Annotated in this window: 25 protein-coding genes; 12 read left to right on the forward strand and 13 right to left on the reverse strand. The window is 68.2% G+C overall.

The window, feature by feature from the left end:
* Positions 1 to 21: 21 nt before the first annotated feature.
* The 3 genes from CHC02_RS27325 to CHC02_RS27335 are packed head-to-tail and all read right to left on the reverse strand — an operon-like array spanning position 22 to position 1,799.
* On the reverse strand, positions 22 to 1,122 hold the full coding sequence (locus CHC02_RS27325; protein WP_089394531.1) for an NAD(P)/FAD-dependent oxidoreductase: 1,101 nt from the start codon (positions 1,120 to 1,122) through the stop codon (positions 22 to 24).
* Entirely contained in the window at positions 1,119 to 1,355 is a 237-nt protein-coding gene (locus tag CHC02_RS27330; RefSeq protein WP_089394532.1) for a Pathogenicity locus, read from the reverse strand. The genes CHC02_RS27325 and CHC02_RS27330 overlap by 4 nt, the downstream gene beginning before the upstream one ends.
* Before the next feature lie 45 nt (positions 1,356 to 1,400).
* Entirely contained in the window at positions 1,401 to 1,799 is a 399-nt protein-coding gene (locus tag CHC02_RS27335; protein WP_089394533.1) for an acetyl-CoA sensor PanZ family protein, read from the reverse strand.
* Positions 1,800 to 1,950: 151 nt separating this feature from the next.
* Between CHC02_RS27335 and hisB the strand changes: the two genes are divergently transcribed.
* From hisB to CHC02_RS27370, 7 genes are all read left to right on the forward strand, one after another.
* A complete protein-coding gene (gene hisB / locus CHC02_RS27340) occupies positions 1,951 to 2,544 on the forward strand; it encodes an imidazoleglycerol-phosphate dehydratase HisB (RefSeq protein ID WP_089394534.1) in 594 nt (197 codons plus the stop codon).
* Positions 2,544 to 3,182, forward strand: coding sequence for an imidazole glycerol phosphate synthase subunit HisH (gene hisH, locus CHC02_RS27345; RefSeq protein WP_089394535.1), 639 nt, complete (start codon positions 2,544 to 2,546; stop codon positions 3,180 to 3,182). Before hisB ends, hisH begins: the two co-directional genes overlap by 1 nt.
* A 3-nt stretch (positions 3,183 to 3,185) precedes the next feature.
* The gene (locus CHC02_RS27350; RefSeq protein ID WP_089394536.1) at positions 3,186 to 3,446 is read left to right on the forward strand and encodes a DUF2164 domain-containing protein; all 261 of its coding nucleotides are present in this window, start codon (positions 3,186 to 3,188) and stop codon (positions 3,444 to 3,446) included.
* Positions 3,447 to 3,487: 41 nt separating this feature from the next.
* Positions 3,488 to 4,237, forward strand: coding sequence for a 1-(5-phosphoribosyl)-5-[(5-phosphoribosylamino)methylideneamino]imidazole-4-carboxamide isomerase (gene hisA / locus CHC02_RS27355; protein WP_089394537.1), 750 nt, complete (start codon positions 3,488 to 3,490; stop codon positions 4,235 to 4,237).
* Positions 4,238 to 4,297: 60 nt separating this feature from the next.
* Entirely contained in the window at positions 4,298 to 5,068 is a 771-nt protein-coding gene (gene hisF / locus CHC02_RS27360) for an imidazole glycerol phosphate synthase subunit HisF (RefSeq protein WP_089394554.1), read from the forward strand.
* Between the two features lie 203 nt (positions 5,069 to 5,271).
* A complete protein-coding gene (locus CHC02_RS27365) occupies positions 5,272 to 6,018 on the forward strand; it encodes a substrate-binding periplasmic protein (RefSeq protein ID WP_089394538.1) in 747 nt (248 codons plus the stop codon).
* 148 nt (positions 6,019 to 6,166) lie between these two features.
* Positions 6,167 to 6,925 carry a substrate-binding periplasmic protein gene (locus CHC02_RS27370; RefSeq protein ID WP_089394555.1) on the forward strand — a complete coding sequence of 253 codons (759 nt, stop codon included), beginning with the start codon at positions 6,167 to 6,169 and terminating at the stop codon, positions 6,923 to 6,925.
* Between the two features lie 285 nt (positions 6,926 to 7,210).
* On the opposite strand, the gene CHC02_RS27375 is transcribed toward CHC02_RS27370, so the two are convergent.
* The 4 genes from CHC02_RS27375 to gpmI form a co-directional block, all read right to left on the reverse strand.
* The gene (locus CHC02_RS27375; RefSeq protein ID WP_089394539.1) at positions 7,211 to 7,969 is read right to left on the reverse strand and encodes a divergent polysaccharide deacetylase family protein; all 759 of its coding nucleotides are present in this window, start codon (positions 7,967 to 7,969) and stop codon (positions 7,211 to 7,213) included.
* Between the two features lie 3 nt (positions 7,970 to 7,972).
* Positions 7,973 to 9,277, reverse strand: a complete 1,305-nt coding sequence (locus tag CHC02_RS27380; protein ID WP_089394540.1) for a S41 family peptidase — start codon at positions 9,275 to 9,277, stop codon at positions 7,973 to 7,975.
* 27 nt (positions 9,278 to 9,304) lie between these two features.
* Positions 9,305 to 10,591 (reverse strand): murein hydrolase activator EnvC family protein, encoded by a 1,287-nt coding sequence (locus CHC02_RS27385; RefSeq protein WP_089394541.1) that lies wholly within the window; start codon positions 10,589 to 10,591, stop codon positions 9,305 to 9,307.
* A 115-nt stretch (positions 10,592 to 10,706) separates the two neighbouring features.
* On the reverse strand, positions 10,707 to 12,242 hold the full coding sequence (gene gpmI / locus CHC02_RS27390; protein ID WP_089394542.1) for a 2,3-bisphosphoglycerate-independent phosphoglycerate mutase: 1,536 nt from the start codon (positions 12,240 to 12,242) through the stop codon (positions 10,707 to 10,709).
* Positions 12,243 to 12,387: 145 nt separating this feature from the next.
* Between gpmI and CHC02_RS27395 the strand changes: the two genes are divergently transcribed.
* The 3 genes from CHC02_RS27395 to secB are packed head-to-tail and all read left to right on the forward strand — an operon-like array spanning position 12,388 to position 13,591.
* Positions 12,388 to 12,810 (forward strand): rhodanese-like domain-containing protein, encoded by a 423-nt coding sequence (locus CHC02_RS27395; RefSeq protein WP_058070782.1) that lies wholly within the window; start codon positions 12,388 to 12,390, stop codon positions 12,808 to 12,810.
* 1 nt (position 12,811) lies between these two features.
* On the forward strand, positions 12,812 to 13,066 hold the full coding sequence (grxC, locus tag CHC02_RS27400; protein ID WP_089394543.1) for a glutaredoxin 3: 255 nt from the start codon (positions 12,812 to 12,814) through the stop codon (positions 13,064 to 13,066).
* Between the two features lie 39 nt (positions 13,067 to 13,105).
* Positions 13,106 to 13,591: a protein-export chaperone SecB gene (gene secB / locus CHC02_RS27405; protein ID WP_089394544.1), complete on the forward strand. Its 486-nt coding sequence runs from the start codon at positions 13,106 to 13,108 to the stop codon at positions 13,589 to 13,591.
* A 584-nt stretch (positions 13,592 to 14,175) separates the two neighbouring features.
* Here the strand turns inward: secB and CHC02_RS27410 are convergent.
* A complete protein-coding gene (locus CHC02_RS27410) occupies positions 14,176 to 14,625 on the reverse strand; it encodes a hypothetical protein (RefSeq protein WP_139210255.1) in 450 nt (149 codons plus the stop codon).
* Here CHC02_RS27410 and trmL point away from each other — a divergent pair.
* Positions 14,624 to 15,085: a tRNA (uridine(34)/cytosine(34)/5-carboxymethylaminomethyluridine(34)-2'-O)-methyltransferase TrmL gene (trmL, locus tag CHC02_RS27415; protein WP_089394546.1), complete on the forward strand. Its 462-nt coding sequence runs from the start codon at positions 14,624 to 14,626 to the stop codon at positions 15,083 to 15,085. The genes CHC02_RS27410 and trmL overlap by 2 nt on opposite strands.
* Before the next feature lie 575 nt (positions 15,086 to 15,660).
* Here trmL and ntrC read toward each other — a convergent pair.
* From ntrC to CHC02_RS27435, 4 genes are all read right to left on the reverse strand, one after another.
* Positions 15,661 to 17,091 carry a two-component system response regulator NtrC gene (ntrC, locus tag CHC02_RS27420; RefSeq protein ID WP_009613816.1) on the reverse strand — a complete coding sequence of 477 codons (1,431 nt, stop codon included), beginning with the start codon at positions 17,089 to 17,091 and terminating at the stop codon, positions 15,661 to 15,663.
* Positions 17,088 to 18,170, reverse strand: coding sequence for a nitrogen regulation protein NR(II) (glnL, locus tag CHC02_RS27425; protein WP_089394547.1), 1,083 nt, complete (start codon positions 18,168 to 18,170; stop codon positions 17,088 to 17,090). The genes ntrC and glnL overlap by 4 nt, the downstream gene beginning before the upstream one ends.
* 229 nt (positions 18,171 to 18,399) lie before the next feature.
* Positions 18,400 to 18,954 (reverse strand): DUF4124 domain-containing protein, encoded by a 555-nt coding sequence (locus CHC02_RS27430; protein ID WP_089394548.1) that lies wholly within the window; start codon positions 18,952 to 18,954, stop codon positions 18,400 to 18,402.
* A complete protein-coding gene (locus tag CHC02_RS27435; protein ID WP_089394549.1) occupies positions 18,954 to 19,499 on the reverse strand; it encodes a DUF4124 domain-containing protein in 546 nt (181 codons plus the stop codon). The genes CHC02_RS27430 and CHC02_RS27435 overlap by 1 nt, the downstream gene beginning before the upstream one ends.
* 352 nt (positions 19,500 to 19,851) lie before the next feature.
* On the opposite strand from CHC02_RS27435, the gene CHC02_RS27440 reads away from it, so the two are divergent.
* The gene (locus tag CHC02_RS27440) at positions 19,852 to 20,619 is read left to right on the forward strand and encodes a bactofilin family protein (protein WP_089394550.1); all 768 of its coding nucleotides are present in this window, start codon (positions 19,852 to 19,854) and stop codon (positions 20,617 to 20,619) included.
* Between the two features lie 10 nt (positions 20,620 to 20,629).
* Here CHC02_RS27440 and CHC02_RS27445 read toward each other — a convergent pair whose 3' ends face one another.
* Positions 20,630 to 22,849 (reverse strand): mechanosensitive ion channel family protein, encoded by a 2,220-nt coding sequence (locus tag CHC02_RS27445; RefSeq protein ID WP_089394556.1) that lies wholly within the window; start codon positions 22,847 to 22,849, stop codon positions 20,630 to 20,632.
* Between the last annotated feature and the right edge of the window lie 145 nt (positions 22,850 to 22,994).

Here is a 22,994-nt window from a genome sequence, read left to right on the forward strand (position 1 = left end):
ATATCAATGCGCCCGCCCGCTTCAGCAGGCGGCGGCGACGCGTTCGGCGATGGCCAGGCTGGCGGTGAGCCCCGGCGACTCGATCCCGAACAGGTTGACCAGGCCCGGCAGGCCGTGGTCCACGGCGGTTTGGATGACGAAGTCGGAAGCGGGTTCCCCGGCGCCGCTCAGTTTAGGACGAATCCCAGCGTAGCCGGCCTGCAGGCGCCCGGCGTCCAGGCCCGGGAAATAGCGGCGGATGGCCTGGGCGAAGGGCTCGCGTAGCGCCTCGTCGACCAGATAGTCGATGGTTTCCAGGTAACGCACGTCCGGGCCGAAGCGCAGCTGGCCGCCGAGGTCGAGGGTGGCGTGCACGCCCAGGCCGGCGGTGTTGGCCTCGGGCATCGGGTAGATCAGGTGGCTGAACGGCGAGCGGCCGCCGTAGGTGAAGTAGCGGCCCTGGCACAGGTGCAGCGGCGGCACGCCTTGCAGGCCTTCGGTGCGGGCGGCCAGTTGCTGGGCGAACAGGCCGCCGGCGTTGACCACCTGTGCGGCCTGGATGCTGAAGGGTTCGCCGACGCTGACGCCCTCGGCGATCCAGCCATCGGCGGCTCGGCGCAGGCTGTCGATGCGGGTGTCCAGCACCAGCTGCGCGCCGCGGTTTTCCGCGGCGTGCTGCAGCGACAGCATGTAGGCGTGGCTGTCGATGATCCCGGTGCTCGGCGAGAGCAGGGCGGCCACGCCGCGCACCGCCGGCTCCAGGCCGTGCAGCTGGGCGGCGTCCAGCGGCTGCAGGTCGTGCACGCCGCAGGCATGGGCATTGGCGGCGAGGGTTTCCAGCTTGCCCAGCTCGGCGTCCTCCACGGCCACCAGCAGCTTGCCGATGCGGCTGTGCGCCACGTCGTGGCTGGCGCACCAGGCGTACAGGCGCTCGCGGCCCTCCAGGCAGAGTTCGGCCTTGAGCGAGCCGGGCGGGTAGTAGAGGCCGGCGTGGATGACCTCGGAGTTGCGGCTGGAGGTGTGGCTGCCGATCAGCCGCTCGGCCTCGACGACCAGCACGCTGCGCCCGGCGGCGGCCAGGCGCGCGGCGCAGGCCAGGCCGACCGCGCCGGCGCCTATGACCAGGCTGTCGATGTCGTTCATGCGTCCTCGGTGGCCCGTTGCAGCACCGCGGCGATGGCGGCGCGGGCCTGCGGGCTGTTTTTCCAGCAACTGCTGCCGGTCAGCGCGGCGCCGGCGCCGAGGATGCTCTGCGCATCGCTTCCGCGCAATTTGCCGAAGCTGTCCAGGCCCATCTGCTCCAGGCGCTGCAGCACCGTCGGGCCGACGCCCTTGAGGGCGAGCAGGGCCGCGCGTTCGCGCTCTTCGAAAGGCATGTGCCTCGTACCTCGTGGTTGCGCAGTCCGTCCCAGGCTAGCAGCTCAGGTCCATTCCAGGGCCAGGCCCAGGTGCCCGGCCAGTTTCGCGGCGTCTTCCTGCCCGGCCGGGGCCTGCAGGTGCAGCGGGCAGCCGGCGAGCACGGCCTGGCGCTGGGCTTCTTCCAGCAGCCGCCGGGCCACGCCGCGGCCGCGGGTGACGCGGCGCACGCACAGGCGCGAGAGGCGCCAGGCGTCGGCGTCGCGCCGCAGCCAGGCGGCGCCCAGCAGGCGGTCGTTGAAGCGCCCGGTCAGCAGCGTGCCGGCGGCCAGCGCGGCGTCCACCAGGGCCTCGCCATCGGCGAAGGGCGCGAGCAGCCAGGCCGGCGCCTCGGCGTAGAGCCTGGCCAGGTCCTGGCGGTCCTGGGCGGAGGGCTGGGCAAGGTGTTCGACGATCACGGGCATGGCGGCATCCTCGGCGGGGACGCGCAGTTTACGGACAAGCGGTGGCCCGCGGCCAGCGCCGCCGACCGTCGCCCGTAGCCCTGCGGGGCCCGCCGCGCCTATAATGCGGGCCCTCTTATAATTAAGTGCAGTGTTAGCTGTGGAGCTGGTGATGGCCGAACGCAAGGCAACCGTCGCGCGCGACACCCTGGAAACCCAGATCAAGGTGTCCATCGACCTGGATGGCACGGGCAAGGCCCGTTTCGATACCGGGGTGCCCTTCCTCGAGCACATGATGGACCAGATCGCCCGCCATGGCCTGATCGACCTGGACATCGAGTGCAAGGGCGACCTGCACATCGACGACCACCACAGCGTCGAAGACATCGGCATCACCCTCGGCCAGGCCTTCGCCAAGGCCATTGGCGATAAGAAGGGCATCCGCCGCTACGGCCACGCCTACGTGCCGCTGGACGAGGCGCTGTCGCGCGTGGTCATCGACTTCTCCGGCCGCCCCGGCCTGCAGATGCACGTGCCCTTCACCCGCGCCAGCGTCGGCGGCTTCGACGTCGACCTGTTCATGGAGTTCTTCCAGGGCTTCGTCAACCACGCCCAGGTGACCCTGCACATCGACAACCTGCGCGGGCACAACACCCACCACCAGATCGAGACGGTGTTCAAGGCCTTCGGCCGCGCCCTGCGCATGGCCATCGAGCTGGACGAGCGCATGGCCGGGCAGATGCCGTCGACCAAGGGGTGCCTGTAATGCAGACGGTCGCCGTCATCGACTACGGCATGGGCAACCTGCACTCGGTGTCCAAGGCGCTGGAGCGCGTGGGCGCCGGCCGCGTGCTGGTGACCAGCGACGCCGCGGTGATCCGCGAGGCCGACCGCGTGGTGTTCCCCGGCGTGGGCGCCATCCGCGACTGCATGGCCGAGATCAGGCGCCTGGGCTTCGACGCGCTGGTGCGTGAAGTCAGCCAGGACCGCCCCTTCCTCGGCATCTGCGTCGGCATGCAGGCGCTGCTGGAGCACAGCGAGGAGAACGGCGGCGTCGACTGCATCGGCCTGTTCCCCGGCCAGGTGCGCTTCTTCGGCAAGGACCTGTACGAGGACGGCGAGCACCTGAAGGTGCCGCACATGGGCTGGAACCAGGTCAAGCAGACCCTCGATCACCCGCTGTGGCACGAGATCCCCGACGAGGCGCGCTTCTACTTCGTGCACAGCTACTACATCGAGGCGGGCAACCCGCGCCAGGTCGCCGGCCGCGGCCACTATGGCCGCGACTTCACCGCCGCGCTGGCCGAGGGCCCGCGCTTCGCCGTGCAGTTCCACCCGGAAAAGAGCCATACCCATGGCCTGCAGTTGCTGCAGAACTTCGCCGCCTGGGACGGCCGCTGGTAGGCCATGGCGCGCCAGAAGGACAAGCCGGCGATCCTCCAGCTCGATGGCGCCCAGCGCCAGAGCGCGGCGCGGGCCATCCAGCGCTTCCTCGAGGAGCGTTTCGAGCTGGACGTCGGCTCCTTCGAGGCCGAGGAAGCGCTGGACTTCTTCATGCGCGAGTTCGGCCCGCTGTTCTACAACAAGGCGATTCTCGATGTGCAAGCGCACCTGAAGGACAGGTTCGAAAGCATCGAAAGCGACTTGTGGGCGCTCGAGAAGAGCTGACCCGACCCCATTCACGACTTGGATTCGAGCAGGTTCAACCGATGCTGATCATCCCCGCAATCGATCTGAAGGACGGCGCCTGCGTGCGCCTGCGCCAGGGCCTGATGGAAGACGCCACCGTCTTCTCCGACGACCCGGTGGCCATGGCCGCCAAATGGGTCGAAGGTGGCTGCCGCCGCCTGCACCTGGTGGACCTCAACGGCGCCTTCGAGGGCAAGCCGGTCAACGGCGAGGTGGTCACCGCCATCGCCAGGCGCTACCCGGACCTGCCGATCCAGATCGGCGGCGGCATCCGCTCCCTGGAGACCATCGAGCACTACGTGCGCGCCGGCGTCAGCTACGTGATCATCGGCACCAAGGCGGTGAAACAGCCGGAATTCGTCGGCGAAGCCTGCCGTGCCTTCCCCGGCAAGGTGATCGTCGGCCTGGACGCGAAGGACGGCTTCGTCGCCACCGACGGCTGGGCCGAGGTCAGCGAAGTGCAGGTCATCGACCTGGCCAGGCGCTTCGAGGCCGACGGCGTCTCCGCCATCGTCTACACCGACATTTCCAAGGACGGCATGATGCAGGGCTGCAACGTCGAAGCCACCGCCGCCCTGGCCAACGCCACGAAGATTCCGGTGATCGCCTCCGGCGGCATCCACAACCTGGGCGACATCCAGAAGCTGCTCGACGCGCGCACCCCGGGCATCATCGGCGCCATCACCGGCCGGGCGATCTACGAGGGCACCCTGGACGTCGCCGAGGCGCAGGCGCTTTGCGACAAGGCAGCGGCAAGCGGCAAGCTGTAAGCCACAAGCTCTTACTTGCAGCTTGAGGCTTATGGCTTGGAGCTGCTTTCGGAGAAAGCCATGACATTGGCAAAACGCATCATCCCCTGCCTCGACGTGGACAACGGCCGCGTGGTCAAGGGCGTCAAGTTCGAGAACATCCGCGACGCCGGCGACCCGGTGGAGATCGCCCGGCGCTACGACGAGCAGGGCGCCGACGAGATCACCTTCCTCGACATCACCGCCAGCGTCGACGGCCGCGACACCACGCTGCACACCGTCGAGCGCATGGCCAGCCAGGTGTTCATCCCGCTGACCGTCGGCGGTGGCGTGCGCACCGTGCAGGACATCCGCAACCTGCTCAACGCCGGCGCGGACAAGGTCTCGATCAACACCGCCGCGGTGTTCACCCCGGAGTTCGTCGGCGAGGCCGCCGCGCGCTTCGGCTCGCAGTGCATCGTGGTCGCCATCGACGCCAAGAAGGTCTCGGCGCCGGGCGAAACCCCGCGCTGGGAAATCTTCACCCACGGCGGGCGCAAGCCCACCGGGCTGGACGCGGTGGAGTGGGCGAAGAAGATGGAAGGCCTGGGCGCCGGCGAGATCCTCCTGACCAGCATGGACCAGGACGGCGTGAAGAGCGGCTACGACCTGGGCGTGACCCGCGCCATCAGCGAGGCGGTGAACGTGCCGGTGATCGCTTCCGGCGGCGTCGGCAACCTCGAGCACCTGGCCGCCGGCATCCTCGAAGGCAAGGCCGATGCGGTGCTGGCGGCGAGCATCTTCCACTTCGGCGAATACAGCGTGCCGGAAGCCAAGGCCTACCTGGCCAGCCGCGGCATCGTGGTGCGCTGAGGCGGCGCGGCGCACGCCCGTTGTGCAGGCCCGGCCCGTCCCGCGACGGCCCGGGCCTTTTTCATGGCCGGCCGCGGGGCCCGCGCCAGAGCGTTCCGACACGGCTTCCGGAAGGCGTGACGCGGTCCGAAAGATGCAAGGCCGAATGATGGCAAACTTGCGGTAAGCTCTGTGCCTTCGTTTTCGACCAGGAATGCTTCTCGATGCTGAAACGCCTCCTGCTGGCCAGTACCCTGCTGTTGGCCGGCACAGCGCATGCGGAAATCTCCCCGGACTACAGCATGGTGGCGCTGACGGAGAACTTCCCGCCCTACAACATGGCCATCAACGGCAAGAATTTCGCCCAGGAAGACAACATCGACGGCATTGCCGTGGACATCGTCCGGGAGATGTACAAGCGCGCCGGCATCAAGTACAGCATGACCCTGCGCTTCCCCTGGGAGCGCATCTACAAGCTGGCGCTGGAGAAGCCGGACTACGGCGTGTTCGTCACCGCACGGCTGCCGGAGCGGGAAAACGCCTTCAAGTGGGTCGGCCCCATCGGCCCGGACGACTGGGTGCTGCTGGCCCGCGGCGACAGCCCCATCGCCCTGAAGAGCCTGGACGAGGCGAAGAAATACAAGGTGGGCGCCTACAAGGGCGACGCCATGGCCGGGTACCTCGCCGAGCACGGCTTCGAGCCGGTGCTGGCGCTGCGCGACCAGGAGAACGCCGGCAAGCTGCAGAAGGGTGAGATCGACCTCTGGGCCAGCGGCGACCCGGCCGGGCGCTACCTGGCCAAGCAGGTCGGCGTCGGCGGCCTGAAGACGGTGCTGCGCTTCAACAGCGACCAGCTGTTCCTGGCGCTGAACAGGGAAACCCCCGACGAAGTGGTGCAGAAGCTGCAGGCCGCGCTGGACAAGATGCGCGCCGAAGGCTTCGTCGACGATGTACTGAACAGCTACCTGTGATTCGCCGGCGCCGCCCGAGGGGGGCGGCGCCGCGATGCGTTGCCGGCCACGGCCGGAGCTGTGCCAGGGACGGTGTACGGGACGGGAATCGCGTCCGCGATGCAGGGATGCCGCTAGCCATAACGATAACCAAGCGAGCGGTATGACCATGCTGAAACTCAAGACCTGCGGGCTGTTCATCGGCCTGCTGCTGGGGGCCGCCACGGCCCGCGCCGAATTGCCCGCCGACTACAAGGTGGTGCTGCTGACGGAGAACTTCCCGCCGTTCAACATGGCGGTGGACGACAAGAACTTCGCCCGCGACGAAGGCATCGACGGCATCAGCGCGGACATCGTCCGCGAGATGTTCAAGCGCGCCGGCATCGGCTACACCCTGAGCCTGCGCTTCCCCTGGGACCGGCTGTACAAGCTGACCCTGGACCGCGCCGGCTACGGCCTGTTCTCCACCACCTACACCCCCGAGCGGGTGCCGCTGTTCAAGTGGGTCGGCCCGCTGGCGAAGACCGGCTGGGTGGTGCTGGCGCCGCCGGGCAGCAAGATCACGACGCTGAAGGACGTCAAGGAAGCCGGCAAGTACAAGCTCGGCGCCTACAAGAACGACGCCGTCAGCCAGGCCCTGGAGAGCCAGGGCATCCCGGTGGTCAACGCACTGCGCGACCAGGAGAACGTGAAGAAGCTGATGAGCGGGCAGATCGACCTCTGGGCCACCACCGACCCGGTGGGCCGCTACCTGGCCAAGCAGGAGGGCGTGACCGGCCTGCAGACGGTGCTGCGCTTCAACGAGGCGCAGCTGTACCTGGCGCTGAACAAGGACACCCCGGACGAGGTGGTCGAGCGCCTGCAGAAGGCCCTGGACCAGATGCGCGCCGAGGGGTACGTGGACGAGGTCACCAACAACTACCTCTGAGACCCGGCCTGTCGGCCGGATCGCGGACGGAGTCCGCTCCTGCGCCCGCCATGCATCTGTAGGGCGGATAACCGTTCGCGGTTATCCGCGGATGCACGATTGTAGGAGCGGGCCCTGCCCGCGATTCGCGCGCAGGGCGCGCTCCTACAGGTGTGGGTGCGAAGGCCGCACCGGGGTGCTCTTCGTAGGAGCGAGCCATGCTCGCCTGCAACGGGCGCAGCGATGGGTATCGCTTCGCTCAACCCATCCTACGAAAAGCGCTGAGGCGCGGTTGGAGCGGGGGGCTCAGCGGTAGACGCCATCCTTGCCGTGGGCAGCCATGGCGCGGTTGCCGCGTTCGGCGATCAGCAGGTCGGGCTTCACCAGTTCGATGCCGGCGGCCTTCAGCTTCGGCAGCTCGCGCAGCAGCACCCGCAGGGTGGCCGGGCGCGGGTGGCCGATCAGCAGCGCCGAGCCCTGCTTGCGCGCCAGGGCCACGCCGGTCTGCAACTGGCGGGCGATGCTCGCTTCATCCGGCTGGTCGTCGAGGAAGACGTCGCGGGACAGGCTGGCCAGGCCGCGCTTCTGGGCCTCGGCGGCGGCCACCGTGGCGGCGCTGGTGCGGCTGTCGAGGAAGAACAGGTGGCGTTCCTGCAGGGTGCCCATGAGCAGGTCCATGCCGGCGCGGTCGGCGGTCATGCGGCTGCCTTCGTGGTTGTTCACGCCCTGCACGAAGGGCACCGCGGCCAGTGCCGCGTCCAGGCGCCGGGCGAGTTCCGCCCGTGGCAGGTCCGGGCGCCAGGCGTAGGGGCCGCCGGCCGGGTCCATCGGCAGGTGCAGGATCAGGGTGCGCCCGCGCTGGTGGGCTTCGCGGGCCAGTTCGGCGGCGTGCGGGGTGTCCGGCATGATCGCCAGGGCCACCGCCGGTGGCAGTTCGAACACCTGGCGGTCGCGCGCCAGGTTCTGCCCGAGGTCGTCGATCACCACGCTCAGCAGCGGCCTGGCCTGCGCCTGGCCGAGCAGGGCGGCCAGGCACAGGCCGAACAGCAGCCGTGCCCGGCGCACCGGTCAGTTGCCGCGGCTGACGCTGAGCCCCTTCAGCAGGCTGAGGGCCTGGCTCAGCTGGAAGTCGCTGTCCTGCGGGGCGGCCGCCGGCGCCTTGCCCGACTGCGTCGGACGGTCCTTGCCGCCGTTGCCGTTGGCCAGGTGGCCCTGCAGGTCGGCTTCCTTGAAGCCTTCGAAGTCGCTCTGCTCGCGGGTCACCTTGGCGCGTTCCACCTCGATGTCCGGGACTATGCCCTGGGCCTGGATGGAGCGCCCGTTGGGGGTGTAGTAGAGCGCGGTGGTCAGCTTCAGGGCGCGGTCGTTGTTCAGCGGCAGCACGGTCTGCACCGAGCCCTTGCCGAAGCTGTCGGTGCCCATGAGGATGGCGCGTTTCTGGTCCTGCAGGGCGCCGGAGACGATTTCCGCGGCCGAGGCGGTGCCGCCGTTGATCAGCACCACCAGCTGCACGCCCTCGCTGGGGTCGGCCGGGTCGGCGGAGAAGCGCAGCTCGGAGTTGGCGATGCGGCCCTTGGTGTAGACGATCAGGCCCTTGGTGAGGAAGGCGTCGGCCACTTCCACCGCGGACTGCAGCACGCCGCCGGGGTTGTTGCGCAAGTCCAGGACCAGGCCCTTGAGCTTGCCCTTGTTGTCCTTCTTCAGCTGCGCCAGGGCCTTGACCACCTCGTCGCCGGTGTTGACCTGGAACTGGGTGATGCGCAGGTAGCCGTAGTTCGGCTCCAGCAGCTGGCTCTTGACGCTCTTGACCTTGATGATGGCGCGCTTGAGGCTGACGTCGAACGGCCGGCCGCCGCCGCGCACTATGGTCAGGGTGATGGGCGAGCCGGGCTTGCCGCGCATGCTGTCCACCGCCTCGTTCATCGACTGGCCCTTGGTCGGCTTGCCGTCGATCTGCACGATCAGGTCGCCCGGCTGGATGCCGGCCGCGGCCGCCGGGGTGTCGTCGATCGGCGAGACCACCTTGATGAAGCCGTCCTCGGTGCCCACCTCGATACCCAGGCCGCCGAACTCGCCGCTGGTGCTTTCCTGCAGCTCGGCGAACTCTTCCGGGTCCAGGTAGGCCGAGTGCGGGTCGAGGTTGCTGAGCATGCCCTTGATGGCGTTCTCCAGCAGCGTCTTGTCGTCCACCGGCTCGACGTAGGCGGCCTTCACCCGGTCCAGGACCTCGGCGAAGGTGCGCAGTTCATCCAGCGGCAGCGGCGCCTCCTTGCCGCTGGCCGCAGCGGGCGCGGCGGGCGGTGTCTCGGCGGCCTGGGCCGCCCCGATACCGAGCAGCAGGGCCAGGGTGATGAGACGGAAGCGATGCGACATGTTTGGCTCCTAAGGCGTGTCCGCCGCTTATCCTTGCGTGCGGCACCAGGTAGTGGGGTCCGTCGGGCGGCCCTGATGACGAATGGCGAAATACACCGCCGGAGTGTCCTGCCCGCCGCTGGTGCCGACAGTGGCGATGGGATCACCGGCCTTGACCGTATCCCCGGCGCCTTTCAGAAGACTCTGATTATGACCATAAAGGCTCAGGTATCCACCACCGTGGTCGAGGATAACCAGTAGCCCCGCGCCGCGCAGCCAGTCGGCGAACACCACCCTCCCACCATGCACGGCGCGTACCGTGCTGCCGGCGCTGGCGCCGATCAGCACGCCGTCCCAGGTGGCGCGGGGGTCGTCGCCGCGCGGGCTGCCGAAGCGCGCCAGGATGCGGCCGTTGACCGGCCAGGGCAGCTTGCCGCGGGTGGCGTCGAAGGCGCCGCCGAAGCCGGTGCCGCTGGACACCAGCGGGCCGCTGTAGTCCGCGCGGGCCTTGGGCTTCACGCTGCCGCCGCTGCTGGCCATCTCGCGTTCGCGGCGGGCCCGCTCGCGTTCGGCGGCCAGGGCGCGCTGGCGCGCTTCCTCGGCTTCGCGGGCCTGGCGGGCGAGGGTTTCCTCGATGGTCTTGAGCACCCTGTTCAGTTCCGCCTGGGCCTGCTGGCGGTCCTGGAGCTTGCGGTTGCTGTCGCTGTAGTCGCTGTTGAGCTTGGCCAGGGCCGCCTGGCGCTGCTTGCGCGCCTCGGCCAATGCCTGGCGGCGGGACTCGAGGTCCTGCTGCTGGGCCAGTTGCTGGCTCTTCTGGGTGGTGATGTCGCGCTCGACGTTCTCCAGCTGGCGCAGGGTCTCGTTGAAGGCGGCGAGCTGTTCCAGGCGCGCGCGGTTGATGTAGTCGTAGTAGGTGAGGGTGCGGCTGAACTTCTCGGGGTGTTCCTGGTTCAGCAGCAGCTTGAGGTATTCCTCGCGGCCGCTCTGGTACGCGGCGCGGGCTTGGATGCCGATCAGCCTTTGCTGTTCAAGGCGCGCGCCCTGGAGTTTTTTTTTCTCCTCGTCCAGGCGCTGCAGCTCCTTTTCGCTCTTCTCCAGCTCCTCCTGCAGCGCCTTGACCTGCTTCTCCAGGTCGCCCATCTGGGTCTCGGTGGACTTGAGCTGCTTCTGCACCCCGGATTTCTCTTCCTGGATGCCGCTGAGGGTCTTCTTCAGCTCGGCGATGTCTTTCTGCGTCTGCTCGATCTGTTTCTGCGTCTCGGCGCGATCGTCGGCGACGGCCGCCAGCGGGCTCAGCAGGCAGATCAGCAGCAGGGAGGCGAGGGCGCGATGCATGGAGTGGCGGGCACCTGAGGGCGGGGTCGGCCTAGTATGCATAAAAAAATCGTTACAAGCTGCAAGGCGCGAGCGGCGAGTGAAAAGCGTCACGCCGCCCGCGCCCCGCGGCGAGTCACTCCAGGGTGACGATGGAGGTGCCGGTCATCTCGGCCGGCACCGGCAGGCCCATCAGCGTCAGCATGGTCGGCGCCACGTCGGCCAGCACGCCGCCTTCACGGATGCGCAGCTTGCGCTTGCCGACGTAGATGAAGGGCACCGGCTCACAGGTGTGCGCGGTGTGCGCCTGGCCGGTGCTCTCGTCTTCCATCTGCTCGACGTTGCCGTGGTCGGCGGTGATCAGGGCTTCGCCGCCGACCTTGTCCAGCGCCGCGGCGATGCGCCCGACGCAGGTGTCCAGGCACTCCACGGCCTTGACCGCGGCCTCGAACACGCCGGTGTGGCCGACCATGTCGCCGTTGGCGTAGTTGACCACGATGACGTCATAGCGCTGGTTCTCGATGGCCTCGACGATTTTGTCGGTGACTTCCGGCGCGCTCATCTCCGGCTGCAGGTCGTAGGTGGCGACCTTCGGCGAGGGGATGAGGATGCGTTCTTCGCCCTCGAAGGGCTCTTCGCGGCCGCCGGAGAAGAAGAAGGTGACGTGGGCGTACTTCTCGGTCTCGGCGATGCGCAGCTGGGTCTTGCCGTTCTTGGCCAGGTATTCGCCCAGGACGTTGTCCAGGGACTCGGGCTTGAAGGCGCTGGGCGCAGGGATGTTCGCCGCGTACTGGGTGAGCATCACGTAGTCGGCCAGGCGCAGTTCGCGCCGGCGCGGGAATTCCTTGAAGCCCGGCTCGACGAAGGCGCGCGACAGTTCGCGGGCGCGGTCGGCGCGGAAGTTCATGAAGACCACGGCGTCGCCGTCTTCCACGCGCACCTGCTCGCCGATGCGGGTGGCCTTGACGAACTCGTCGCTCTCGCCGCGCGCGTAGGCGGCGTTGAGCGCGGCCACGGCGTTGTCGGCGGTGAATTCGGCCGCGCCTTCGGTGATCAGGTTGTAGGCGGCTTCGACGCGGTCCCAGCGGTTGTCGCGGTCCATGGCGAAGTAGCGGCCGATGATGCTGGCGGTGCGGCCCCTGCCGATGCGGGCGAAGGCTTCGTCGACCAGTTTCAGCGACGGCTCGGCGCTGCGCGGCGGGGTGTCGCGGCCGTCGAGGAAGGCGTGCAGGTAGATCTTCTGCGCGCCGCGCTGGGCGGCCAGTTCGGCCATGGCGACCAGGTGGTCCTGGTGGCTGTGCACGCCGCCGTCGGAAAGCAGGCCGAGGATGTGCACGGCCTTGCCGGCGCCCACGGCCTTGTCCACCGCGCTGGTCAGCACCGGGTTGTCGAAGAACTCGCCATCGCGGATGGCCTTGGTCACGCGGGTGAAGTCCTGGTAGACGACGCGCCCGGCGCCGAGGTTCATGTGGCCGACCTCGGAGTTGCCCATCTGCCCGTCCGGCAGGCCCACGTCCATGCCCGAACCGGAGATCAGGCCGTGCGGCTGGGTGGCCAGCAGGCGGTCGAGATTCGGCTTCTTCGCGGCGAAGATGGCGTTGTACTCGGGGCTGTCGCTATGGCCGAAGCCGTCCAGGATGATCAGGACCAAGGGTTTGGGCGATGCAGTCATAGGTGCGGCTCTTTCCAAAACGGGGGTCAGAAAAGGATCGGCATTTTACCGTCTGGGGGCGACGGGCGCCATGATTGGCAGGGTTCAGCCGTCAGGAGGGCGCGTGTATACTGGCCGGCATTTTTACCTGTGGATGCCTTGCGCCATGTCGTCGTTCCTTCCCCGTCTGATCGAATTCGCCACCCATCACTACCTGCTGGTCGGCGCCCTGGTGGTGCTCCTGGTCCTGCTCGCGCTGCACGAGCTGAACAAGGCCGGCCGCGCGCTGTCGACCCGCGAACTGACCGCGCTGGTCAATGCCGAGCAGGGTGTCGTACTGGACATCCGCCCGAGCAAGGAGTTCTCCGGCGGCCACATCTCCGGCTCGCTGAACATTCCGGCCGACAAGCTGAACAGCCGCATGAGCGAACTGGACAAGCACAAGGCCAAGACCATCATCGTGGTCGACGCCATGGGCCAGCACTCGGGCACCTGGTGCGGCGTGCTGAAGAAGGCCGGCTACAACGTGGCCAAGCTGGGCGGCGGCATCGGCAGCTGGCGCGGTGACAACCTGCCCCTGGTGAAGTGAGATGCAGGCGGTTCTGATATACACCACGGCCTGGTGCCCCTACTGTATCCGTGCCAAGGCGCTGCTGGACAGCAAGGGCGTGGCCTACGAGGAAATCGGCGTGGACGGCAAGCCCGACCTGCGCGCCGAAATGAGCCGCAAGGCCGGCCGTACCTCGGTACCGCAAATCTGGATCGGCAGCACCCACGTCGGCGGCTGCGACGATCTCTACGCGCTGGAACGCGCGGGCAAGCTGGATGCGCTGCTGTCGGCGTGATCCCCTATTACTGCAAACGAGCCACAAGAAGGTCCTGAAATGACTGAGCAAGCTAGCAACGGCGCCAACGAGCAAGAAAACGGCCCGCAGTTCTCCCTGCAGCGCATCTACATCCGCGACCTGTCCTTCGAGGCGCCCAAGGCTCCGGAAATCTTCCGCCAGGAATGGCAGCCGGCGATCAGCATGGACCTGAACACCCGCCAGAAGCAGCTCGACGGCGACTTCTACGAAGTGGTGCTGACCGTTTCGGTGACCGTGAAGAACAAGGAAGACGTGGCCTTCATCGTCGAAGTGCAGCAGGCCGGCATCTTCCTGATCAAGGGCCTGGACGCTTCCAGCATGAGCCACACCCTGGGCGCCTTCTGCCCGAACATCCTCTTCCCCTACGCCCGCGAAGCCCTGGATAGCCTGGTGGTGCGCGGCTCGTTCCCGGCGCTGATGCTCTCGCCGGTGAACTTCGACGCCCTGTACGCCCAGGAAATCGCCCGCCTGCAGGCTTCCGGCGAGATTCCTTCGGTCCAGTAAGGTCCGTCGTAGCGAAGAAAGGCGCCCCAGGGCGCCTTTTCTTTTGCCCGTGGTTTTTTGGCGATGACGTTTCTGCCGCACCTGTAGGAGCGGACCCTGCCCGCGATTCGCGCGCAGGGCGCGCTCCTACGAAAAGCATCTCTGCGCGTTCAACTTTGGTGCGCGTGCACTAGCAAGGCGCCTTCTCGGCCAGCCTGTGCGGGCATTTCGGCCATGCCGTTTTGGCCTGGACGTCCACGGGGGGATTCTCTGAAAACCCCATGAATACTGGCCTGCGCGGCTGTGTGGAAGTGAAATCCCGGTCCTTTCGCAAAATTGGCACAGCCCCTGCAATGGTCCCAATGACGATTTCGGGGGCCTCGGTACAGGCAGGCTGGGGAAACCCCACTTTTACACAAGGCGCGCCGCCGCGACCCGATGCGGTGGATGGCGCGAACGGTTCGGGGGTCCTGGTACAGGCAGGCCGGGGAAACCCCCTTTTTACACCGGAGGGCCGCAATGCGGCCTCCGCCCCTTTCGGGGCCCTCGGTTCAGGCAGGCCGGGGAATCCCCTTCTTTCTTCCCGAGGGTTGCCGCCGGCGCCCTCAGCGCAATTGCGGATGGACCCGCAGCACCCAGTCCCCGTCCTTCTCCTCGCTGTCCCAGCTACCGCCCAGGTGGCGGGTGGACAGCAGGGTTATCCACAATTGTCCGTCGCGGTTTTCCACGCGCCAGCGCAGCGGCTGGCCGTCCAGGCGCATCCGGCCTTCCGTCGCCGCGCCCGCCGCCCGCACGCGCAGCGCCAGGGCGCCCTCGATCTGCCCGGCCTCGACCGTGGCGCGCTGGTCGAAGCGCAGCAGCAGGGTGCCCTCCTGGGCCTGTACGGCGAGCAGGCGCGGCTCGCCCGGGGTGGGGCCGGTGAGGCGGCCGAGCATCAGGCCGATCATCAGCCCGCCGATGGCCAGTGCCGAAAATACCCGCAGCCACGGCCGGGGCCGCACATCCGCCGCCGCGGGAGTAGAATGCCGGCCGTCCTCAGGCCCGGAGCGCTGCATGTTCCACGTCATCCTCTTCCAACCGGAAATTCCACCGAATACCGGCAACATTATCAGGCTCTGCGCCAATTCCGGCTGCAGCCTGCACCTGATCGAGCCGCTGGGCTTTGAACTGGACGACAAGCGCCTGCGCCGCGCCGGCCTGGACTACCACGAGTACGCCCCGGTGCAGCGCTACGCGAGCCTGGAGGCCTGCCTGGAGAAGCTCGGCCACCCGCGCCTGTTCGCCTTCACCACCAAGGGCTCCCATGCCTTCCACGAGGTCGCCTACCAGCGCGGCGACGCCTTCCTGTTCGGTCCGGAAAGCCGCGGCCTGCCGGAGGAGGTGCGCAACGCGCTGCCGCCGGAGCAGCGCCTGCGCCTGCCCATGCGCCCCGATTGCCGCAGCCTGAACTTGTCCAACACGGTCGCCGTGACCGTCTATGAAGCCTGGCGCCAGCTCGGCTTCGCCATGGATTGAGCAGCGATTGATCGATCCGGCGCAGGGCCCGTGGGGTCTGCGTCGTGGCCATTCATCCCAAGGTTGTCCACAGGTGGGCGCACAGTGATTGTGGGCAAGGTGGGAAATCCTGCACAGAATTCAGCCGGGGCTGTAAGGGGCGCGGGGCCTGGGCTGCGGGGCGATCGTTCCCCGGCCTGTGCACAGGGTTATCCACAGGTTATGGGGGTATTTCGGGGGTGTTGTAGGAGCGAGCTTGCTCGCGAACGGAGTTTCCAGGCGGCCTTGGTATTTCAGTTTGACTCCGCTCCCTCTCCCCAACCCTCTCCCTGAAGGGAGAGGGGGCTTGTCCGTGCCGAGAAAGAATTTGGAGTCAGTCGGAAACCACGCGCTAACCGGCTAACGCCGAAACACCCGAGCACACCGAACGGTCCCCTCTCCCTTCAGGGAGAGGGCTAGGGAGAGGGGCGGAGTTGAGCCGACACACCGTCGCCAAGGGGTAATGCGGTTCGCGAGCAAGCTCGCTCCTACAAGGTGCAGAACGCTTCCCCACGAAAAAGGGGCCCGCAGGCCCCTTCGATCGCTCCAAGGGCGTTTCAGTCGTCGCCTTCGTCGTCCGGGCCATCCACTTTCATGCCCAGTTCCTTGATCTTGCGCGTCAAGGTATTGCGTCCCCAGCCCAGCAGCACGGCGGCGTCGCGGCGGCGGCCGGCGGTGTGCTTCAGGGCGGTCTCGATCATGATCCGCTCGAACGCCGGCACGGCGCTGTCGAGCAGGCTCGACTGGCCGCGGCCCAGGGCCTGGTCGGCCCAGTGGCGCAGGGCCTGTTCCCAGTTGGCCGCCGGCAGGCTGTCCTGGGGCTGGGTCAGCAGCTCCGGCGGCAGGTCGTCGATGTGCACTTCGCGGCCGGAGGCCATCACGGTGATCCAGCGGCAGGTGTTCTCCAGCTGGCGCACGTTGCCCGGCCAGCCGAGGTTCTTCAGGTAGTCCTCGGTCTCGGGCTTGAGCAGCTTGGGCTCCACCGCCAGCTCTTGCGCTGCGCGGGCGAGGAAGTGCCGGGCCAGCGCCGGGATGTCCTCGCGGCGGTCGGCCAGGCGCGGGATGTGGATGCGGATGACGTTCAGGCGGTGGAACAGGTCCTCGCGGAACTTGCCCTCGCGCACCAGGTTTTCCAGGTTCTGGTGGGTGGCGGCGATGATCCGCACGTCGACCTTCACCGGGGTGTGGCCGCCGACGCGGTAGAACTCGCCGTCGGCCAGCACGCGCAGCAGGCGCGTCTGGGTGTCGGCCGGCATGTCGCCGATCTCGTCGAGGAACAGGGTGCCGCCGTCGGCCTGCTCGAAGCGCCCGCGGCGCTGCGCGGCGGCGCCGGTGAAGGCGCCCTTCTCGTGGCCGAACAGCTCGGACTCCATCAGGTCCTTGGGAATCGCCGCCATGTTCAGCGCGATGAACGGCTCGGCCGCGCGCGGGCTGTGGCGGTGCAGGGCGTGGGCGACCAGTTCCTTGCCGGTGCCGGACTCGCCGTTGATCAGCACCGTGATGTTGGAATGGCTGAGGCGGCCGATGGCGCGGAACACCTCCTGCATCGCCGGCGCCTCGCCGATGATCTCCGGGGTGCGCGCCTGGTTGGCCGGCGCCTCCAGGCCCTGCTGCTCCTGGGCGTGCTGGTTGGCGCGCTTGACCAGGGACACGGCCTCGTCGACGTCGAAGGGCTTGGGCAGGTACTCGAAGGCGCCGCCCTGGTAGGAGGCCACCGCGCTGTCCAGGTCGGAATGGGCGGTCATGATGATCACCGGCAGGCGCGGGTGCAGCTCGCGGATCTGCGCCAGCAGGTCGAGGCCGCTGGAGCCGGGCATGCGGATGTCCGAGATGATCACGTCCGGCTGCTGCCGGCCGAGGCGGTGGATGACGCTGTCGGCGTTCTCGAAGCTGACGGTGGTCATGCCTTCCTGTTGCAGGGCTTTTTCCAGTACCCAGCGGATGGAGCGGTCGTCGTCGACGATCCAGACGGTCTCTGAACGGCTCATGGGTGGTGCACTCCTTGTTCCAGGGGCAGGAACAGACTGAATACGGTGTGGCCGGGGTGGCTCTCGCATTCGACCAGCCCCTGGTGCTGGCTGATGATGTTCTGGGTGATGGCCAGGCCCAGCCCGGTGCCGTCGGGGCGGCCGCTGACCATGGGGTAGAAGATGGTGTCCTGCAGCTCGGCCGGGATGCCCGGGCCGTTGTCGATGATTTCCACCTTGCACACCAGGCGGTGGCGCGTGTGGCCGATGGTGAACTGGCGCAGGGTGCGGGTGCGCAGGGTGATGCGGCCCAGGCGCAGTTCGTTGTGCGCGGCGACGGCCTGCATGGCGTTGCGCACGATGTTGAGCACCGCCTGGATCATCTGCTCGCGGTCGAGCAGCAGGTCGGGAATGCTCGGGTCGTAGTCGCGGATCAGCGGGATGCTGCCCTGGGTCTCGGCGCCCACCAGGCTGCAGACGTGCTCCAGCACTTCGTGGATGTTGGTCACCCGCAGTTGCGGCAGCTTGTTCGAGCCGAGCATGCGGTCCACCAGGTTCCGCAGGCGGTCGGCCTCCTCGATGATGACGTTGGTGTAGTCCTTGAGCGACTCGTCGGGCAGCTCGCGGGACAGCAGCTGGGCGGCGCCGCGGATGCCGCCCAGGGGGTTCTTGATCTCGTGGGCCAGGCCGCGCACCAGCAGCTTGGTGGTCTCCTGCTTGGACAGCTGGGCCTCTTCCTTGGTGATGCGCATCAGCCGGTCGCGCGGGTGGACCTCCAGCAGCAGCAGGGTCTCGCGGCGGTTGAGGATGGGCGTCACCGCGTAGTCGACGGTGATGCTCTGGCCGGTGAGCGAGGTCAGGGTGGCTTCGCGCTTGGTGAACGGGTGCGCTTCCTCCACCGCCTGGCGCAGCGACTGCAGGGCCTCCTGGGACTCGGTGAACAGCTCGCTGATGAACTGCCCGTGGCTACGTTGGCCGCTGACCGCCAGGAGCATCTCGGCGGCCGGGTTCATGTACTCCAGGCGCAGTTCGGCGTTGAGCAGGATCACCGCCGTGGTGAGGTTGTCGAGCAACAGTCTGAGCTGGGTTTCTGTAGGCATGGCGGGCAGCGTTCCAAGGTTGGGCAGGAAAATGCAAAAAGCAAACCAAGCCCCGAAAAGACGCGCCAGGCCGCGATCTGCGCCGACTCGTGGCATTTCCTCAGGGAAAACGCGCCGTAGTCGTGACCCGAAATGGGGAGAGTATAGAAAGTGGTGCAGGCTTGCGCACCAAAGTGGTGCGCATTCTCGGGAAAGGCTTCTTAAGAGGGCGTGCGAAGCGTCGCCGGGCTCAGCGCTGGGCGGCCAGGGCCGGTTGCCCGCTGGCGTCGGCCTCGGCGACCGAGACGCGCTTCATGTGGAACGGCTGGTTCGGCGTCTGTTCGAGGGTCTGGCCGCGCTGGTCGAGGATTTCCACCGACAGCTGGTGGGTGCCGCGATCCAGGTTGTGCAGGGGGAACACCGGGCTGCGGCTGGGCGCGCCCACCGGCACGCCGTCGAGGAACAGCCGGTAGCTGTGCCCGGGCAGCAGGTTGGGGTCGCTGGAGACGGTGACGATCAGCTCGCCGTCGTTGGCGCGCACGGTGGCGTCGGGCTCGGGCACCAGGATGCGCAGCACCTGGTATTGCGGCGGCTGTGGCGGCAGGGCCTGCGCGGCGGGCGCATACAGTGGCGGCGGCATGTTCGGCATGGCGTTGGGCGGCGCCAGGTTCAGGCGCTGGGCATTGCTGCGCGTGGGCTGGTCGGTGAAGACGCGGTTGCCGTCCTTGTCGATGTAGGTATAGACCTCGGCGCTGGCCTGGAACGCCGCCAGCAAAAGCAGGCCGAGCAGCAGTGGGCGTTTCATCAGTTGCCGCTCCTCGGCATGGGCCTGACGCGCGCCGGGCTGTTGGTGCTGATGCGTTGCAGGGTGAAGCTGACCGGCGCGCTGGATTGCAGCACGCGCTCGCCCTGCACCACGTCCACCGAGAGGCTGTGCTCGCCGCGTTCGAGGTTGCTCAGGCTGAAGCGCGTGGCGCTGCTGGGCGCGCCGTAGGGCTGGCCGTCCAGGCGCAGCTGCAGGCGGTCGCCCATGGCCAGTTGCGGCTGGATGGCCACCTCGATGTCGAAGTTGCCGTTGTTGGCGCGCAGGGCCTCCTCGTCGGGCAGGCCGGTGATGGCCAGGATGGCGTAGCGGGCCTGGCGCTGCTCGCCGTCGCCGCCGCCCAGCGGTGCGCCGGGGGACTGGGCGCCCACGGTGTTGGTCGGCGGCAGTTCCACCGGCTTGGCGCTCACGCCGCTGGGCGGCTGGTTGGTGAAGACCGTCTTGCCGTTGGCATCGGTGTACTTGTAGATCTGCGCGCTGGCCGGCACGGCCAGGGCGAGCAGCAGGCAGAGGACTGGCACGCGCATGCGTGATCTCCCGAAAGGCAATGGGCTAAGCCTTGCATCGGCGCCGACGGGTGGCAAGCGAAACGCCATCCCGCGGTCCGGTTTGCGTGGAAGTTAACAGTGCGCAGCCGACGGACAGCTGCTGCTTTTCTAGAACTTATTTGATATCTAGCGCGGTTTCGTTGGTGATTTCTGCGTTTTCTGACGAATGTCAACGGTATTCCCGGGGGCATGGCTTGAGATAGGCGCACCGAATCGTACGCGCGCCTCGTGCCGGGGCGCCCGGAGTTGACGCCATGTCCATTCATTCCTCTCATCCCCCGCGCCTCTCCTCGCGCCTGGCCGCTGGCACCTGCCGCGGGAGGTGCCGAGCATGACCCTGCTGCTGCCCCTGTTCATCGCCCTGCTGCTGGTGGCCCTGCCGCGCCTGTTGCCGCTGCCCGTGGCCAGCACCGCCGGCGCGCCGGCCGCTGCCGCCGCCACCTGGCACGCCTGCGAGCTGCCCGATCCACCGGCCTCGCCCAGGCCGCAGGCCGGCGCGGCGCCGAGCAACCTGCTCTACCTGCCCCTGGGCCTGCACCCGGCCGACCGCTGCCTGCATGGGCCGCTGGTGGTGGAAGGGCTGATACGCATCCGCCCGCCGCTGCAGTTCTGGCGGATCTGCGCGGGGGAAATCCGCTTCGGCGACTGTTCGCGCACGCCGACCGGCATCGCCAGGGCCGGCGCTGGCCGCAACCAGGTCGAGGAGGGCGAGTACCGCGTGGCCGCTGGCGGTTGCCTGGAGGGCGACCTGCTGGTGCGTGGCGACCTGTTCCTCGGCCGCTATTCCCGCGTGCTCGGCTCGGTGCAGGTCGAGGGTGGCGTATGGATGGACGAGGGCGCGGAAGTGGCCGGCGGCATCCTGGCCCGCGGCTCGGTGCGCGTCGGCCGCCGTTCGCGCGTCGCCGGGCCGCTGAGCGCCGGGCGCAGCATCAGCCTGGGGCGCGATTGCGTGGTCGGCGCGCAGGGCAGGCCGACCACCGTGAGCGCCGACCGGGTGCGGATCAACGAAGGCTGCAAGGTCTACGGCCAGGTGCTGGCCGAGAAGGGCGCCCAGGTCAACGCCCTGGCCGGCGCCGAGGCCTCGCGCGAGCCGGTCTGAGCCGGCGGCTTCAGATGCCGCCGTCGGCGGGTTCGGCGGGGGCCTGCGGATCTTCCTCGCGCGGCTTGCGCATGCGCGAGAGCTGCACGTTCAGGCGCGGCATGGCCAGCTCCAGCCCGGCCTTGTCCAGCTTCTGGCGCAGGCGCAGGTTGAAGGCGCGCTGCACCTCCCACTGGCGGATCGGCGCGGTCTTGAAGCGGAAGCGCAGGATCGCCTGGCCGTTGTCGAAGCTCTCGACGCCCTGCATTTCCAGCGGCGACCAGATCGCCCGGTTGATGCTGCGGTCGTTGCGCAGCTCGCCGGCCACGTCCTTCACCAGCGCCAGGGCGTCGTCGATCGGCATGCTCGCCGGCACCGGCCAGCGGAACATGGCGTAGCCGAACTGCCGCGAGTAGTTCTTGATGCTCTTGATCTCGCTGAACGGGATGGTGTGCACCACGCCGTCCAGGTCGCGCAGGCGCACGGTGCGGATGGTCAGGCCCTCCACCGTGCCCAGGTGGCCGCCGACGTCGACGTAGTCGTCGATCGACAGCGAGTCCTCGATGATGATGAACAGCCCGGTGATCAGGTCGGCCACCAGCGATTGCGCGCCGAAGCCGATGGCCAGGCCGATGACGCCGGCGCCGGCCAGCAGCGGCGTGACGTTCATGCCCATGTTGGCCAGGGCGACGATCAGCGCGATCACCGCGATGGTGATGAAGAGCACGTTGCGGATCAGCGGCAGCATGGTCAGCGCGCGGGTGTTGGCGCGGTTCTTCCCGCCCAGGCCGAGGCTGTGCTGCACCGCGGTGTCGGTGAGGATCCAGATCAGCCAGGCCACCAGCAGGGTGCTGCCGAAGCTGATCAGCTTGAGGCTGATCTGCGAGCCGTCGCCCTCGGCGAAGCCGATCAGCGACATGCCCCAGACGCGCAGGCCCACCTCCAGGAACACCAGCAGGGTGGCGATGTGCAGCAGGGTGTAGCCGAAGTTCTGCAACTGCTCGATGTAGGGCGCGCTGCGCCGGCTGCTGCGTTGCGCCGAACGCAGGTGGGCGCGGCGGATCAGGCCGTTGACGGTCATCGCCACCACCGCGATCAGCGCGCACAGCAGGGCCCGGCGCAGGGCGTAGCTGCTGTCGCCGGCGGTGACCACGGTGGCGAACAGCGAGATGCCCACCAGCAGCAGGACCGGCACGTACCACAGCGAGCCGACCAGCTCCACCAGCTCGTGCAGGCCGCGGCGCTTGAGGCGGCGCTCCAGCGGCTGGTTGCGGATCAGGTGGGCGATGGGCCGGCGGAACTGCAGCACGAACAGGGCGGTGAACAGCGCGGCGCAGATGTTCGCCAGCGAGCCCACGGCCAGCGCGATGTTCTGCCCGAGGCTGTCGGTCACCCGCGGGTCGTGCATTACCTCGCCCAGGGCGGCCAGGCTGCCGATCAGCCACAGCGGGCGGAAGGCGCGGCGCCGCAGGATGTTCAGCGCCCGCGCGCGGTGCGGGCCGCCGAGCAGCGACAGGGAGATCACGCAGAGCGCGGAGAACAGCGTGCCGCACACCAGCACGTAGGCGACCACCATGGCCACCAGCTTGCCCAGGGAGCTGGGCAGCACCACGGAGAGGTAGACGGTGATCAGGAAGGCCACCAGCCAGGGCCCCAGCTTGCGCAGGGCGAACAGCAGCAGGTCGCGGGTCTTGGGGTGCTGCGGCAGCTCCTCGGCCAGCCCGAAGCGCTCGCGCATGCGCCGCGCCACCCAGCGCAGGCCCAGGGCCAGGCAGGCCCAGAGCAGGATCACCAGGGAGAAGTCGAGGATCATCCCCGGCCACTCCTGCAGGGACGGGGTGCGTTCCTGCAGCTCGGCGCCGGCCTGCTGGAACAGGCCGCTCCAGCGCAGCGCCGGGCTGTTGCTGCCCTCGAAGCGCTTCTCCAGGCTGCCCAGGGTGTCGCCAATCAGGCCCAGCACGCCGCCCTGGTCCTCCGCGCCTTTCCGGGTGACGTCGCGCAACTGCTTGAGCTTCTTCAGCAGGTCGGCGCGCTGCTGGTCGTTCTCCAGGGTCTTGATCACCTGGTCCAGCGACTGCTGCAGCTGCGCCTCGCTGACCTTGCCATCGCCGCCGCCGGTCACGCCGGGAATGCTGGGCAGCGCGGCGGATGCCGGCCCGGCGAGGAACAGGCCCAGGCAGCACAGCAGCAGGAAGCGGCGAAGAAGGTCGGTCACGAATGGCACTCCGGAGCAGGGCGAAACTCGGCACATCATACAGATGCCGGGGGCTGAGCCGAATTGGGGGGCAATCTGTAGGAGCGAGCTTGCTCGCGAACGGTGCTCGCCGGTGGCTTCGGTGCCTTGGGGTTGAACCCCCTTTCCCTCTCCCTAACCCTCTCCCTGAAGGGAGAGGGGA

The sequence above is a fragment of the Pseudomonas delhiensis genome (assembly GCF_900187975.1).
Lineage (GTDB): Bacteria > Pseudomonadota > Gammaproteobacteria > Pseudomonadales > Pseudomonadaceae > Pseudomonas > Pseudomonas delhiensis.